This window comes from Pseudomonas helleri, assembly GCF_001043025.1.
In the GTDB taxonomy this organism is placed as follows: domain Bacteria; phylum Pseudomonadota; class Gammaproteobacteria; order Pseudomonadales; family Pseudomonadaceae; genus Aquipseudomonas; species Aquipseudomonas helleri.
In genome coordinates, this window is sequence record NZ_JYLD01000001.1 from 389,480 (window position 1) to 404,509 (window position 15,030).

Below are 15,030 nucleotides of genomic sequence, written 5' to 3' on the forward strand. Positions count from 1 at the left end.
AGCTATTCTGCGTGAATACCGCCTGTTGGCTTTCATGTGTGACCTGCAGGGCCTTTCCTGCAACCTGAATACGTTAATCGCTGGTTACTTATATTGAAGACATTTGATCATTTGACCGTTGTCGGTCTGCGCGAGTGGGTGGCGCTGCCCGATTTGGGCGTCGCCGGCTTGCGCGCGAAAATCGACACCGGCGCCAGTACCTCCAGTTTGCATGCCACCGAGATCGAGCCTTTTGAGCGCGACGGTGTCGAGTGGGTACGTTTCAATGCCCATTTGGGCACATTGGTACAACTGCGCCACCGTCGCTGCGAAGCGCCGTTAGTGGCGATTAAAACCATTAAGAGCTCAAACGGTCACACACAGGTGCGCTATGTCATACGCACCGACCTGGCCCTGGGGGATCATGTGTGGCAAGTCGAATTCACCCTCGCTTGCCGCAAATCGATGCGCTACCGCCTGTTGCTGGGCTCAAAAGCGCTGGTCGACGGCCAATTGGTCGTTAACCCGGGGCAAAAATACGTTCAAGACAAGCCGGTGTTTCCGGTGACTACTACCTCCTCCAAAGGTGCTGCATGAAGATCGCTGTGCTGTCGCGCAACCCGCGTCTGTATTCCACTCGTCGCCTGGTTGAGGCCGGGACCGAACGAGGCCATCAGATGGTGGTGATCGATACCTTGCGCGCCTATATGAACATTGCCAGTCATAAGCCGCAGATCCATTACCGTGGCAAGCCGCTGGAAGGCTTTGATGCAGTAATCCCGCGCATTGGTGCATCCGTGACGTTTTACGGCTGTGCGGTGTTGCGCCAGTTCGAAATGATGGGCGTGTTTCCGCTCAATGAGTCGGTGGCCATTGCCCGTTCACGTGACAAATTGCGCTCGCTGCAATTGCTCTCGCGTCGTGGCCTGGGCTTGCCGGTGACAGGTTTTGCCCACTCGCCGGATGACATCCCGGACTTGATCGAAATGGTTAACGGCGCACCGCTGGTGATCAAGGTATTGGAAGGCACGCAAGGCATTGGCGTGGTGCTGTGTGAAACCGCGACGGCGGCCGAGTCGGTGATCGAAGCCTTTATGGGCCTCAAGCAGAACATCATGGTGCAGGAATACATCAAGGAAGCGGGCGGTGCCGATATCCGTTGCTTCGTGGTGGGCGACAAGGTGATTGCCGCCATGAAGCGCCAGGCCAAGCCGGGCGAGTTCCGCTCCAACCTGCACCGTGGCGGCAGCGCCAGCCTGATCAAAATCACCCCCGAAGAACGTATGACGGCTATTCGTGCAGCCAAGGTCATGGGGTTGAGCGTGGCCGGGGTCGATATTCTGCGCTCCAACCACGGCCCGCTGGTGCTGGAGGTCAACTCATCGCCGGGGCTTGAAGGGATCGAAACCACCACGGGCAAAAATGTGGCGGGGATCATCATTGAGCATCTGGAAAAAAACAGCGGCCCGAACATGACGCGGACTAAAGGCAAGGGTTAACGCACCCAAAACGTGTAGGAGCGAGCTTGCCTCGCGATCTTTTAACAGATCAAAAGATCGCGAGACGAGCTCGCTCCTACAGGGTGTGTGTTTAAACGGCGCCGCGCGGCAACATCAAACCCAGCGGCAGCCGGACTCTGGCTTCCAGGCCACCGCCAGCACGGTTACGCAACTCAACGTTGCCGCCGTGCATGGAGGCGATACGTTTAACAATCGCCAGGCCCAAGCCAGTGCCTTTGCCGCCTCGGGCACGATCACCGCGAATAAACGGGTTGAAGATGTCTTCAAGCTCGGACGGGTCAATGCCTGCACCGCGGTCCATCACACTCAGCACCACGTAAGGCGCGCTGGTATCGCCAGACACATAGGCGGCCACTTCAACGTCATCCCCCGCATGGTGCAAGGCGTTGCCGATCAAGTTATTGAGCAGGCGCTTCATCGATACCCGACGCAACGCAAACGGCTGAATGGGCTGCAAACGCAAGCGCACCTGTTCGTCATTCTGGTTATACGGCGCAACGACTTCGCGGATCAGTTCGCACAGGTCAACTTCTTCAACCGGCTCATCGCGACCGTCGCGGATAAACGCCAAAAATTGATCCAAAATGGCGTCCATGTCTTCAATGTCGCGCACCATGTCGTCGGTCAGGTCGTTGTGGTTGCCCATCAACTCCAGCGACAAACGCAAACGCGTCAACGGCGTGCGCAAGTCATGGGACACACCCGCCAGCATCAGTTCGCGCTCGCGGCCTGCCTGTTCCACATCTTCAGCCATCTGGTTGAAGGCGCTGTACACCTCGGTCATTTCGCTCGGTGTATCACTGATCGGCAGGCGCACACTGCGCCCCTGCCCCAACTGCCTGGCCGCATAAACCAGCCGCTTAAGTGGCTGATTGAGCTGGCTGACGAAAATCCACGCCGAAGCGGTGGATAACAACCCGATGGCCAGGAACCAGCCCAGTACGCTCCAGATTTTTTGCCCACGCAGCGGGTGCGGGTACAACGGTACCTTTAGCCAGCCATCGCCCAGGCTCGGCGCTCGTACCCACAGCGCCGGAGGCGAGTGCATGCGCAAACGCACTTCGGTGTCGGCACCCAGTTCGGCCTGCATCTGACGCTCGTAAATCTCGCTGTAAGGCCAGTGTTGCTCGCCTTCTGGTACCCCGCCGCCCACCACACGCGTCAGCGTTGCGGCATCGGCGATCTTGGCGCGGTTCTCTTCATCAGCTGCCCAATAGGCGCGCAGCACCAGGCCCACGCCGTGGCTGTATTGGCGGTCGACCAACATATCTTCGTTCATCAACAGATAAACCAGGGTCAATGCCTTGGAGAACAGGACGACGATGAGCACCAGCCAGAGGGTGCGGGAGAAAAAACTTTGGGGGAACCACAGAGGGGTTTTCATAGATGGCGCTTTACACGTTGCAGGGACGAGTACCAAGACCCGCAATAGAATGAAGTGCGAGCCACCCGGCGCCCTAAGGCCACTGGGTGACTCGCGCCTGCACAGGCGACATCACTTGGTTGCGTTGCCATCCGGCACGAACACATAACCGACACCCCAGACCGTCTGGATGTAGCGCGGTTTGGAAGGGTCCGGCTCGATCATGCGGCGCAGGCGGGAGATTTGAACGTCGATTGAACGCTCCAGTGCATCCCACTCACGGCCACGGGCCAGGTTCATCAGCTTGTCGCGGGTCAACGGCTCGCGCGCATGCATGACCAACGCCTTGAGTACGGCAAACTCACCGGTGGTGAGCATGTGTACTTCATCGCCACGCTTGAGCTCGCGCGTGGCCAGGGATAACTCGTAATCACCAAAGGTGACGCTTTCGTCTTCGCTGCCCGGAGCCCCCGGTACAGGCGAGGCCTGGCGGCGCAGAACTGCCTTTACCCGAGCCATCAGTTCGTCAGGGTTGAAGGGTTTGGACAGATAATCGTCGGCCCCCAGTTCAAGCCCTTTGATACGGCTCAGTTCGTCGCCTTTGGCCGTCAGCATGATGATCGGTATCTGGTTGTTGCCTGCACGCAGTCGACGGCACGCAGACAGCCCGTCTTCGCCGGGCAGCATCAGGTCCAGTACTACCAGGTTAAATACCTCACGAGCCAGCAAACGGTCCATTTGCTCGACGTTCGGCACAGCGCGGGCGCGGTAGCCCTTGCTGACGAAGAAACGCTCCAGCAGGCTGCTCAGCCCTGGATCGTCATCAACGATAAGAATTTTTTCGCCTTCAGCCGTTTGTGCAGTGCTGCTCATTAGATGCTCCTGTGATCTCGGCGCGCATTATGGCTTAGCTGCTGTTATACGCATCGTGTGCATTGTTAGCAGATTTTTCCTTCACGGCCAGTGCGCCGAGTATAGCGGGTGAAGTGCGCAATCCCCTGAATCCGGGAACGCTGGTTATAATGCGCCGCCTTTTGTGTCAGGCAATCTCGGTTTTTCAAACATTGCGCCAGGATTTATTTTTTCAATGCCTGCCGTAATTTGCTGATTTCACGGGTCAACAGGCTGCCCTTTTGGCCCAGGTAGCGGCGCCCTTCGGGCCGCTCAACCAGTCTCGCAAGCCTTACAGCCCGGGCCTGCGAGCCTGCATCACAATTTGTCAGGTGGTTTTATGGACAGCATCAACAGCCGCATCGCCGAAGAACTTGGCGTGCGCCCGCAGCAGGTCGAAGCGGCCGTCGCTCTTCTGGATGAAGGCTCCACCGTACCCTTCATCTCTCGCTACCGTAAGGAAGTGACAGGCAGCCTGGATGACACCCAGTTACGTCATCTGGAAGAACGCTTGCGCTACCTGCGTGAACTCGACGAACGGCGTATCAGCATCCTCGCCAGCATCGAAGAACAAGGCAAATTGACGCCTGAGCTGGCCCGCGACATCAAGCTGGCCGACACCAAGACCCGCCTCGAAGACTTGTATCTGCCTTACAAGCAAAAGCGCCGCACCAAGGGCCAGATCGCCCTGGAAGCCGGTCTCGGCGAACTGGCTGACGGCCTGTTCAACGACCCCAACCTCAGCCCGGACACCGAAGCCGCACGTTTTGTTGACGCCGAAAAAGGCGTGGCAGACGTCAAGGCTGCCCTCGATGGCGCCAAGTACATCCTCATGGAGCGCTTCGCCGAAGACGCCAGCCTGCTGGATAAACTGCGCAGCTTCTTGAAGCAGGAAGCCACCCTCAGCGCCCGCGTTATCGCTGGCAAAGAGGAAGAAGGCGCCAAGTTCCGCGATTACTTCGAACACGACGAACCGCTCAAAAGCATGCCGTCACACCGCGCGCTGGCGATTTTCCGGGGCCGCAACGAAGGCATCCTCAGCTCGTCGCTCAAGGTCGGTGAAGAACTGCCCGGCACCATGCACCCTGGCGAAATGATGATTGCCCAGCGCTTCGGCCTGGAAAACCAAAACCGCCCGGCAGACAAATGGCTGAGCGAAGTGGTGCGCTGGACCTGGAAGGTCAAGCTCTACACTCACCTCGAAACCGACCTGCTGGGTGAACTGCGCGACGCCGCAGAAACCGAAGCGATCAACGTGTTTGCCCACAACCTGCACGACCTGTTGCTGGCCGCCCCTGCTGGCCCGCGTGCCACGCTGGGCCTGGACCCGGGCCTGCGCACCGGCTGCAAGATCGCCGTGGTCGATGCCACCGGCAAACTGCTTGAGCACGCCACGGTGTACCCGCACGTGCCGCACAACAAGTGGGATCAGACCATCGCGATCATGGCCGCCCTGTGCGCCAAGCATTCGGTTGAGCTGATCGCCATCGGCAACGGCACCGCCAGCCGCGAAAGCGACAAGTTGGCCCTTGAGCTGATCAAAAAATACCCGGCCCTGAAAGTCACCAAAGTGATGGTGTCCGAAGCCGGTGCATCGGTGTACTCGGCCTCTGAACTGGCCGCCAAGGAATTCCCGGACCTCGACGTGTCGATCCGTGGCGCCGTGTCGATCGCCCGCCGCCTGCAAGATCCGCTGGCCGAGCTGGTGAAAATCGACCCTAAATCCATTGGTGTCGGCCAATACCAGCACGACGTGTCCCAGCTCAAACTGGCACGCGGCCTGGACGCCGTGGTCGAGGACTGCGTAAACGCCGTGGGCGTGGACGTGAACACCGCCTCGGTCGCGCTGCTGGCGCGTATTTCCGGCCTTAACGCCACCCTGGCGCAAAACATCGTGGCCCACCGCGATGAAAACGGCGCCTTCAAAACCCGTGCGGCGCTGAAAAAAGTCAGCCGTCTGGGCGAAAAAACCTTCGAACAGGCCGCCGGTTTCTTGCGCGTCATGAACGGTGACAACCCGCTCGACGCCTCAGCCGTTCACCCGGAAGCCTACCCGCTGGTCAAGCGCATCGCCTCGGACACCGAGCGTGACATTCGCTCGCTGATCGGCGACGCCGGCTTCCTCAAGCGTCTGGACCCGAAGAAATTCACCGACGAAACCTTCGGCCTGCCGACCGTCACCGACATCCTGCAAGAGCTGGAAAAGCCCGGCCGCGACCCGCGTCCCGAGTTCAAGACGGCAGAGTTCCAGGAAGGGGTTGAAGACCTTAAAGACCTGGAGCTGGGGATGATCCTCGAAGGCGTGGTCACCAACGTGACCAACTTCGGTGCGTTCGTCGATATCGGCGTGCATCAGGACGGTTTGGTGCACATCTCGGCCTTGTCCGAGAAGTTCATCAAAGACCCGCGTGAAGCCGTTAAAGCCGGTGACGTGGTCAAGGTCAAGGTCATGGAAGTCGACATCCCGCGCAAACGCGTTGGCCTGTCGATGCGCATGAGCGATACCCCCGGCGAGAAAATCGACGGCGCGCGCGGTGCCCGCCCAGGTTCGGCGCCTCGTCAGCAACACTCGGCCCCACGCAAGGAAACAGTCGCCGCTGCCCCGGCCAACAACGCAATGGCTTCGCTGTTCGCCAATGCCAAACAGCTGAAGAAACGCTAATGACGCTGCCTGAGGGTTTGACCCAAAGCGCGTTCAGCGAGTTGATCGGCTGCCGCGTCGAGTCGGTGGAAGATGGCATTGCGCACGTCGCGCTTAGCCTTGAGCCGCAGTTGCGCAACCGTGGCGGCAAAATGCACGGTGGGGTGATTTTCAGCCTGGTCGACATCACCATGGGGCTGGCCTGTTCCGGCGCCCATGGTTTTGACCGCCAAAGCGTGACGATCGAGTGCAAGATCAACTACTTGCGCTCCGTTTCCGATGGCGATGTGCTGTGCATCGCCAAGGTCATCCACCCCGGCCGACGGACGTTTGTCGTCGAAGCGGACGTCATGCAAGGCGACAAACTGGTCGCTAAAGCACAAGGCACGTTCGCTGTCCTGTAGCGGTCATCAGGTCATTTGAGTTAATTTCGGCACTGTGAAAGCAGTGCCGAAATGCGCTCGGAGCGCCGTAATACCGAAACAGGGACGGGGCTGAGCATCACCCCTACAAAGCCAGGCGACCACGCCGGTATAACTTCACCCTTGTAGACCGTCCTGACCACCCCCATATTGGGGCGACTGACGCGTGAAGGAATCTAACTTGAGCGAACTTCTCAACCGCCGCCTGAACTTACTTGGCGAGCGCACACACCTCTCTTTGCTCGAGCAGTGCCTGCATGGTATCGAGCGCGAATGCCTGCGCGTAACGGCCGATGCACGACTGGCGCAGACCCCGCATCCTGAAGAACTGGGGTCGGCGCTGACCAACGACCAAATCACCACAGACTATTCCGAGTCGCTGCTGGAGTTCATTACCCCGGCCCTGCCCGACCCTGCGGACACGCTGGCCAGCCTCGACAAGATTCACCGTTTTGCCTACAGCAAACTTGGTAACGAGTTCCTGTGGAGCCCTTCGATGCCGTGCCCGTTGCCGGCTGAAGAAGACATCCCGATTGCCTACTACGGCACGTCCAACATCGGTCAGCTCAAGTACGTGTACCGCAAAGGCCTGGCTCTGCGTTACGGCAAGACCATGCAGTGCATCGCCGGGATCCACTACAACTTCAGCCTGCCTGAAGCCCTGTGGCCGGTGCTCAAGCAAGCAGAGGGCTTTGTCGGTACCGACCGTGATTACCAGTCGGACGCCTACATCGCGCTGATTCGTAACTTCCGCCGTTACAGCTGGTTGCTGATGTACTTGTTTGGCGCCTCACCTGCGCTGGATGCCGGCTTCTTGCGCGGCCGTTCGCACCAGTTGGAGCAACTGGATGCCGACACGCTGTACCTGCCGTTCGCCACCAGCCTGCGCATGAGCGACCTGGGTTACCAGAGCAACGCCCAGGCGGGCCTCACGCCTTGCTACAACAACCTCGACAGCTACATCGACAGCCTGCGCAAGGCCGTGGCGACGCCGTACCCGCCGTATGTCGAGATCGGTACGCACAAAGATGGCGAATGGGTGCAACTGAACACCAACATTCTGCAAATCGAAAACGAGTACTACTCCAACATTCGCCCCAAGCGCGTGACCTACACCGGCGAGCGCCCGATCCAGGCCCTGGTGGCCCGTGGCGTGCAGTACGTTGAAGTGCGCCTGCTGGACATCAACCCGTTCCTGCCGGTGGGCATCGACCTGCCGCAAGCGCGCTTCCTGGACGCCTTCCTGCTGTATTGCGCACTGCAAGAGAGCCCGCAGTTCGAGAGCAGCGAATGCGGCAACTGCACTTCCAACTTCTTGAGCGTGGTCAAAGAAGGTCGCCGTCCGGGCCTGCAATTGCAGCGTCAGGGCCAAGCGGTCGAACTGAAAGAGTGGGCGGCAGAACTGCTGGAAAAAATCGCCCCGGTAGCGGCGTTACTGGACCAAGTGCATGGCGGCGACGCCCACAGCAAGGCGCTGGACGATCAGTTTGCCAAGGTTAAGGACGTGTCCCTGACCCCGTCGGCCAAAGTGTTGGCCAGCATGACTGAACACAAAGAAAGCTTCGCCCAGTTTTCGATGCGCCAGAGCCAGGCCCACGCGGAGTACTTCCGCGACACCCCGCTGAGCCAGGAAGACCAGGCAGCCTTCGAAGCCAAAGCCAAGCAATCGCTACTCGAACAAGCCGAGACCGAGAAAATCGAAGAAGGTGATTTCGACCTGTTCGTGGCCTCGTACCAGGCGAGTATTTTGGCGATCAGTAACTAAGGCGACACAGCGACACAGCGACACAGCGACTCTGTAGTCGCTGTCGAGGCACGAAGGCTGCGATGCGGGCCGCAGGACCGCCGTCCAGGGTCGCTTCGCAACCCATCGCAGCCTTCGTGCCTCGTCAGCGGCTACAGGCCTTGTATGTTTTACAGCGCCTTTTCAAAGATCTTGGAGTTGCGCTGGAAGTTGTACAGCGACGCCCGCGCTGCTGGCAGGCGTTCGACGCTGCTGGGTTCAAAGCCGCGCTCGCGGAACCAGTGAGCCGTGCGTGTCGTGAGGACGAACAGGGTTTTCAGCCCCTGCGCCCGTGCACGGCTTTCGATGCGCTCCAGCAACTCATCACCCCGACGGCCATGACGGTACTCCGGGTTGACCGCCAAGCACGCCAGTTCACCGGCATCCGAATCCGCAATCTGATACAGCGCCGCGCAGGCGATGATCATGCCTTCACGCTCAACCACGCTGAATTGCTCGATTTCACGCTCCAGCACTTCCCGTGAACGGCGCACCAAGATGCCCTGCTCTTCCAGCGGGCTGATCAGGTCCAGCAAACCGCCCACGTCTTCAATCGCCGCTTCGCGGGTGACTTCGAATTGTTCCTGGGCAACCAGGGTGCCGCCGCCGTGGCGGGTAAACAGTTCGGTCAGCAGCGCACCGTCTTCGGCATAGCTGACGATGTGGCTGCGGGCCACACCACCGCTGCACGCCTCGGCAGCCGCTTCAAGCAATTCCGCCTGGTAATCGCTGCCCAGTCGCTTCATGTGCGCCGGGATTTGCTGTGGCCGCAACTCACGCACCAACCGCCCTTGTTCATCGAGCAACCCGGACTCAGCGCCAAACAGCAGCAGTTTGTCAGCGCCCAGGTCAATGGCGGCGCGGGTGGCGACGTCTTCGCAGGCCAGATTGAAGGTTTCGCCGGTGGGCGAGTAGCCCAAGGGCGACAGCAGCACGATGGAGCGCTCGTCCAGCAGGCGGTTGATGCCCTTGCGGTCGACCCGGCGCACTTCGCCGGTGTGGTGGTAGTCCACGCCATCGAGCACGCCAATCGGCCGTGCGGTCACCAGGTTGCCGCTGGCCACGCGCAAACGCGAGCCCTGCATGGGCGATGAGGCCATGTCCATGGACAAGCGCGCTTCAATTGCGATGCGCAATTGGCCCACGGCGTCCATCACGCACTCCAGCGTCGCAGCATCGGTGATGCGCATGCCTTTGTGGTAATGCGGTTGCAAACCACGGGCTTCAAGGCGGCTTTCGATTTGCGGGCGCGAGCCATGAACCAGCACCAGCCGCACGCCGAGGCTGTGCAGCAGCACCAGGTCGTGGACGATGTTGCCAAAGTTGGGGTGCGCTACACCGTCGCCAGGGAGCATGACGACAAAGGTGCAGTCGCGGTGAGCATTGATGTAAGGGGAAGCATGACGCAGCCAGTTAACGTAATCGTGCATAACCAAAGCCTGTAAAAAATGAGCCGCCTAAAAAGGGCAAAAACAGCAAACGCACAGCAGGCTGGTAGTTATCGTCGAAACAAACTTGGCAACACGCGTGCTCTCCTTGTGTATACGGGTCGGGCCTGCGGCCATTTACTGGGCCGGGGTCAGGCAATAATGTTCGATCAGTTGGCTTAATAGACGCACTGTCGGCTGCAAACGTGACATTTCGAGGTGTTCACCGGGCTGATGCGCGCAGGTGATGTCACCTGGGCCCAACACGATGGTCTCGCAGCCAAGTTGCTGAAGATAAGGTGCTTCGGTGCCAAACGCTACTGCTTCGGCGCGATGCCCGGTGAGCCGCTCGGCCACGCGCACCAGTTCGCTGTCAGCCGCCTGCTCGAACGGCGCCACACCCGCCGCAATCGGGGCAAAGTCGATTTTGACCTGATGGCGCTCGGCCAACGGATCGAGTTTGCTGCGAATGATTGAACGCAACAGCGCCGGGTCCATGCCTGGCAAAGGCCGCAGGTCGAATTCCAGCGAACATTGGCCACAAATCCGGTTCGGGTTGTCGCCACCATGGATGCAGCCAAAGTTGAGGGTCGGTTGCGGCACACTGAACTGCGGGTTGCGGTACTCGTTCAGCCATTGCTGGCGCAGCCCTTTAAGCTCGGTGATCGCGTCGTGCATGGCGTCCAGCGCGCTGTGGCCCAGGCTTGGGTCCGATGAGTGGCCGCTGCGCCCCAAAATATCGATGCGCTCCATCATCACGCCTTTGTGCATGCGGATGGGTTTGAGCCCGGTCGGTTCACCAATCACCGCGGCACGCCCCAGCGGCCGCCCGGCCTCGACCAGCGCACGCGCACCGGCCATGGAGGTTTCTTCGTCGCAGGTGGCCAGAATCAGCAGCGGCTGCTTGAACGGTTGGTCCAGCAGCGGGCGCACGGCTTCGATGATCAAGGCGAAAAAGCCCTTCATGTCGCAACTGCCCAGGCCTACCCAGCGATTGTCCACTTCGGTCAACTTGAGCGGATCGGTCTGCCACAGGGCTTCGTCATACGGCACCGTGTCGCTGTGGCCGGCCAGTACCAGACCGCCGGGGCCGCTGCCGAAACTGGCAAGCAAGTTGAACTTGCCAGGGCTGACCTGCTGGATATCGCAACTGAAACCCAACTCACCCAGCCACGTGGCCAGCAAATCGATCACGGCGCGGTTGGACTGATCCAGATGGGGCTGAGTACAACTGACCGACGGCGTGCCGATCAACGCAGCGAATTGCTCTTTGAGGGACGGTAAGGGCATGCGCTGGCTTCCTGTTGGCTGGGCGAGGCCCATCATAGAGCCATCTGCGCCACAGAATAAACCCGCGCGACGCGCCGGGGCGGTGAGTCCTGTACACTGCACGGCCTTGGCAGCCACACTTTCCCCGGCTGCGCACCGTTCCTGGATTTTCCGGCCATGCAAAAAGAAACCGAAATCAAGCTCCGCGTCAGCCGAGAAACCCTCGCCGCCTTGCGCGAGCACCCTTTGCTGAAAAAACGCAACAAAAGTGGCTGGGAAAGCCGTGAGTTGTTAAACCAGTACTTCGACACGCCTGAGCGCGATCTGGCCAAGGCCAAGGTTGCCCTGCGCCTGCGCCGCGATGGCGAAGAGGTGATTCAAACCCTCAAGACCCGCGGCCAAAGCATTGCCGGGCTGTCGGAGCGCAACGAATACGACTGGCACTTGCCCAAAGCCAAGCTCGACATCAAAAAGCTCGAAGGCGAATGCTGGCCTGACGAACTGGCCGAGCTGGACAAAAAAACCCTGAAGCCGATCTTCACCACCGATTTCGTTCGCGAGCGCGCTGAAATCTCGTGGGGCCGTGGCAAAGCCAAGGTCGTGATCGAAGCCGCGCTGGACCTGGGCCACGTGATTGCCGGCAAGCAGAAAGAAGAAATCTGCGAGCTGGAACTCGAACTGCGCGAAGGCGAGCCGGCCGCCTTGTTGGAGCTGGCCGCCGAACTGGCTGAAAAACTGCCACTGATGCCATGCGACATCAGCAAGGCTGAGCGCGGCTACCGCCTGTTCGAAGCCAACAGCTACACCGTCACCCTGCCTGCCCCTGAGTTGACCCCGGAAACGCCGCTGGACGACGCCTTTGCCGCGTTGGCCTGGCACCTGCTGGGCAACAGCCAGCGCTTGGCTGAGCAATACCGCTTCAATGGCCACTGGCGCTTGCTGCAAGACTGGCTGCACCAGTTGATTGACCTGCGTGCACTGGTCAGCAGCCTCGGCCAGGCCGCCCCGCGCCAATCGACCCACACCCTGCGGGCCGAGCTGGATGCCCTGCTTGAAGACTGGCGCCCGATTGTACAAATCGGCCAGGACGATGAAGACGTGCGTAAAGCTGCCCCTGAGCAGTTCCTCGAAGAACTGGAAGACCCGCGCTGGGGCCAGTTCTCGCTGAACACCTCACGCTGGCTGCTGGCCCGCAGTTGGACCATCGACCGTGGCACCACCCGTGGCAACCGCCAGGGCGCTGCACAATTGGCCAGCTGGCTGCCACGCCTGCTGTCGGACGAGGCCATTGCGCTGCGTCTGAACCGCTACCAGCAGCAGCCAGAAGACTTGGCCGAGCAACTGCCACGCATTGAGCGTATTCAGGCCTGGTTGCGCCTGGCGCGTGGCGTGCTGGAGATCCCGGAAGTGGATCGCTTGTACGGCGAGATGAACAAGTTGCAAGAATTGGCGAACTTGCCAATCACTGACGACGCCGAGAGCAATGACCTGCTGCTCAACGCGCGCAAGCAACAAGCCATTGCCGTGTACCAGAACCGCGCCTGGAAAACCCTGCTGCGCGCCTAAGCCTTAGACCCTGTAGGAGCGAGCTTGCCTCGCGATCTTTTAGAAGATCAAAAGATCGCGAGGCAAGCTCGCTCCTACAGAAGGTTTTACTCTTTTGGCATGTCCGCGTCGGGTGTTCGCCAGATCAGGCGGGTGGTGTCATAACCCTGCTGCTGAGCCTTGCCGAGCAGTTCGTCGCGGGTTTGCTGGTCGATCTGCGGCTTGCGCGACAGCAGCCACAGGTAGCGCCGGTCCGGGTTGCCGACCAGCGCAGTGCTGTAGCCATCCCCCAAGTACAACACCCAGTAATCGCCCTTGGTCGCGCCCGGTAACAGCCTGGACATCCAGTTATCGAACTCGACCCACAGCTTGTCGGTTTTGCCCGGCACTTGCGGGCTGGCGGTGCCCTTGGCCTCTTCCCACTTGCCTTCTGCCGTTCGGCAACGGTTCAACACCGCGACATTGCCGTCAGGTTTGAGCGTGTACTGAGCCTCGGATTGCGCGCAGTTACGCTGGAAGAACATCGGCAATCGCGCCTGCTCATACCACGTGCCCTGATAGCGCTGTAAGTCGACGCTACCCACCGTGTTCGGTGCCAGCGCGTCGTTGTTAGATGTCGAGCACCCGGCCAATAACCAGGCAGCCCCGAGGCAAACTAAAAGACGTTTCATCGCAAACGCTCCCTGCGCTTTATTTAAGGCCCTGCCCCGAGAACATCAGCACTTTGTCACCGGCGTATTGCACGCTGATAAAGCTGTTCTTATCGCCCCAGGTGCAGCTCGACATACCCAACGCACCCGAGCAATCGGTAGGGCCACCCAGCAGTTGTTCCACCTCGGCCTTGGTCATGCCCGCCGACAGTTTGGAGTAGTTTTCTTGATTGACCTTGCTGCAAGCCGCCAGCAACACACAGAACGACAACAACGCCAATGAACGCAACTTCATGGAAAAGCTCCTGAATAAAAGAATCGGCATCGCTGCCTGCTGCAAGCTTAGAAGAGAAAAGCGCGGGGTGGTTCCCGTGAGTAAAAACGACTGTGGGAGCGGGCTTGCTCGCGATGCATACAACTCGGTCTAACGAATAGACCGTGTCGATGTCATCGCGAGCAAGCCCGCTCCCACAGGGATTGTCGGGTGCAGCCAGGGTTTTACGCTTTGTGGTACGAGGTCACGCGCGCTACTTCTTCTTTCGAGCCCAGGAACACCGCTACGCGCTGGTGCAGGCCTTCTGGCTGGATGTCGAGGATGCGCTGATGGCCGTCAGTCGACGCGCCGCCCGCCTGCTCCACGAGGAACGACATAGGGTTAGCTTCATACATCAAGCGCAGTTTGCCCGGCTTGGAAGGCTCACGGCTGTCGCGCGGGTACATGAACAGACCACCGCGGGTCAGGATGCGGTGCACGTCAGCGACCATCGCGGCCACCCAACGCATGTTGTAGTTCTTGTTCAGCGGGCCTTCTTCGCCAGCCAGCAATTCGTCTACGTAGCGCTGTACCGGGGCTTCCCAGTGACGCTGGTTGGACATGTTGATGGCGAATTCCTGAGTGGTTTCAGGAATGCTGATGTTTTCGTGGGTCAGCACGAAGCTGCCCATTTCGCGGTCCAGGGTGAAGCCTTTTACGCCGTCGCCCAGGGTCAGAACCAGCATGGTCTGTGGGCCGTAGATGGCATAACCGGCAGCAACTTGTTGAGTGCCTGGCTGCAAGAAGGCCTTTTCATTCAACGGCTCGTTCTGGCTCAGGTATTCGTTCGGGCAACGCAGTACCGAGAAGATCGTGCCGACCGGCGCGTTGATGTCGATGTTCGACGAACCGTCCAGCGGGTCGAATACCAGCAGGTAGGCGCCTTTCGGGTATTTGCCCGGGATCTGGTAGGCATTGTCCATTTCTTCGGACGCCATGCCGGCCAGGTGACCGCCCCATTCGTTGGCTTCGAGCAGGATTTCGTTAGAAATCACGTCGAGTTTCTTCTGCACTTCACCTTGCACGTTTTCAGTGCCCATGCTGCCCAGAACACCGCCCAGGGCGCCTTTGGACACGGCGTGGCTGATCTCTTTGCAAGCACGCGCCACCACTTCGATGAGGAAACGCAAATCAGCAGGGGTGTTGTTGCTACGGGTCTGCTCGATCAAATAGCGACTCAGGGTAACGCGGGACATGTAAGGCTCCGAACAATGGGGAGGGGGCGAA

At 59.8% G+C, this 15,030-nt stretch carries 13 protein-coding genes; 6 read left to right on the plus strand and 7 right to left on the minus strand.

Annotation, left to right across the window (positions count from 1 at the left end; all coding sequences use genetic code 11):
- Positions 1-93 precede the first annotated feature (93 nt).
- Positions 94-576: a retropepsin-like aspartic endopeptidase RimB gene (gene rimB, locus TU84_RS01680; RefSeq protein ID WP_048366761.1), complete on the plus strand. Its 483-nt coding sequence runs from the start codon at positions 94-96 to the stop codon at positions 574-576.
- Positions 573-1,478, plus strand: coding sequence for a 30S ribosomal protein S6--L-glutamate ligase (gene rimK / locus TU84_RS01685; RefSeq protein WP_048366762.1), 906 nt, complete (start codon positions 573-575; stop codon positions 1,476-1,478). The genes rimB and rimK overlap by 4 nt, the downstream gene beginning before the upstream one ends.
- Positions 1,479-1,569: 91 nt before the next feature.
- On the opposite strand, the gene TU84_RS01690 is transcribed toward rimK, so the two are convergent.
- Positions 1,570-2,883 (minus strand): ATP-binding protein, encoded by a 1,314-nt coding sequence (locus TU84_RS01690; protein WP_048366763.1) that lies wholly within the window; start codon positions 2,881-2,883, stop codon positions 1,570-1,572.
- 111 nt (positions 2,884-2,994) lie between these two features.
- On the minus strand, positions 2,995-3,735 hold the full coding sequence (gene ompR / locus TU84_RS01695) for an osmolarity response regulator transcription factor OmpR (RefSeq protein ID WP_048366764.1): 741 nt from the start codon (positions 3,733-3,735) through the stop codon (positions 2,995-2,997).
- A 358-nt stretch (positions 3,736-4,093) separates the two neighbouring features.
- Between ompR and TU84_RS01700 the strand changes: the two genes are divergently transcribed.
- The 3 genes from TU84_RS01700 to gshA all read left to right on the plus strand — a co-directional run bounded on the left by TU84_RS01700 (position 4,094) and on the right by gshA (position 8,581).
- Positions 4,094-6,415 (plus strand): Tex family protein, encoded by a 2,322-nt coding sequence (locus TU84_RS01700; RefSeq protein ID WP_048366765.1) that lies wholly within the window; start codon positions 4,094-4,096, stop codon positions 6,413-6,415.
- The gene (locus tag TU84_RS01705; protein WP_048366766.1) at positions 6,415-6,798 is read left to right on the plus strand and encodes a PaaI family thioesterase; all 384 of its coding nucleotides are present in this window, start codon (positions 6,415-6,417) and stop codon (positions 6,796-6,798) included. Before TU84_RS01700 ends, TU84_RS01705 begins: the two co-directional genes overlap by 1 nt.
- A gap of 199 nt (positions 6,799-6,997) precedes the next feature.
- Positions 6,998-8,581 carry a glutamate--cysteine ligase gene (gene gshA, locus TU84_RS01710; protein ID WP_048366767.1) on the plus strand — a complete coding sequence of 528 codons (1,584 nt, stop codon included), beginning with the start codon at positions 6,998-7,000 and terminating at the stop codon, positions 8,579-8,581.
- Positions 8,582-8,730: 149 nt separating this feature from the next.
- On the opposite strand, the gene argA is transcribed toward gshA, so the two are convergent.
- Both argA and argE read right to left on the minus strand, forming a co-directional pair.
- On the minus strand, positions 8,731-10,029 hold the full coding sequence (gene argA / locus TU84_RS01715) for an amino-acid N-acetyltransferase (protein ID WP_048366768.1): 1,299 nt from the start codon (positions 10,027-10,029) through the stop codon (positions 8,731-8,733).
- Between the two features lie 135 nt (positions 10,030-10,164).
- Positions 10,165-11,316 (minus strand): acetylornithine deacetylase, encoded by a 1,152-nt coding sequence (gene argE, locus TU84_RS01720; RefSeq protein ID WP_048366769.1) that lies wholly within the window; start codon positions 11,314-11,316, stop codon positions 10,165-10,167.
- Between the two features lie 156 nt (positions 11,317-11,472).
- Here argE and TU84_RS01725 point away from each other — a divergent pair, with 156 nt between their 5' ends.
- A complete protein-coding gene (locus tag TU84_RS01725; protein ID WP_048366770.1) occupies positions 11,473-12,861 on the plus strand; it encodes a CYTH domain-containing protein in 1,389 nt (462 codons plus the stop codon).
- Between the two features lie 86 nt (positions 12,862-12,947).
- Here the strand turns inward: TU84_RS01725 and TU84_RS01730 are convergent, their stop codons facing one another.
- The 3 genes from TU84_RS01730 to TU84_RS01740 form a co-directional block, all read right to left on the minus strand.
- Positions 12,948-13,511 carry a lipocalin family protein gene (locus TU84_RS01730; RefSeq protein WP_048366771.1) on the minus strand — a complete coding sequence of 188 codons (564 nt, stop codon included), beginning with the start codon at positions 13,509-13,511 and terminating at the stop codon, positions 12,948-12,950.
- A 19-nt stretch (positions 13,512-13,530) separates the two neighbouring features.
- Complete coding sequence (bamE, locus tag TU84_RS01735) at positions 13,531-13,785, minus strand: outer membrane protein assembly factor BamE domain-containing protein (protein ID WP_048366772.1); 255 nt, start codon at positions 13,783-13,785, stop codon at positions 13,531-13,533.
- 203 nt (positions 13,786-13,988) lie between these two features.
- Positions 13,989-14,999, minus strand: coding sequence for a class 1 fructose-bisphosphatase (locus TU84_RS01740; protein ID WP_048366773.1), 1,011 nt, complete (start codon positions 14,997-14,999; stop codon positions 13,989-13,991).
- Positions 15,000-15,030 lie beyond the last annotated feature (31 nt).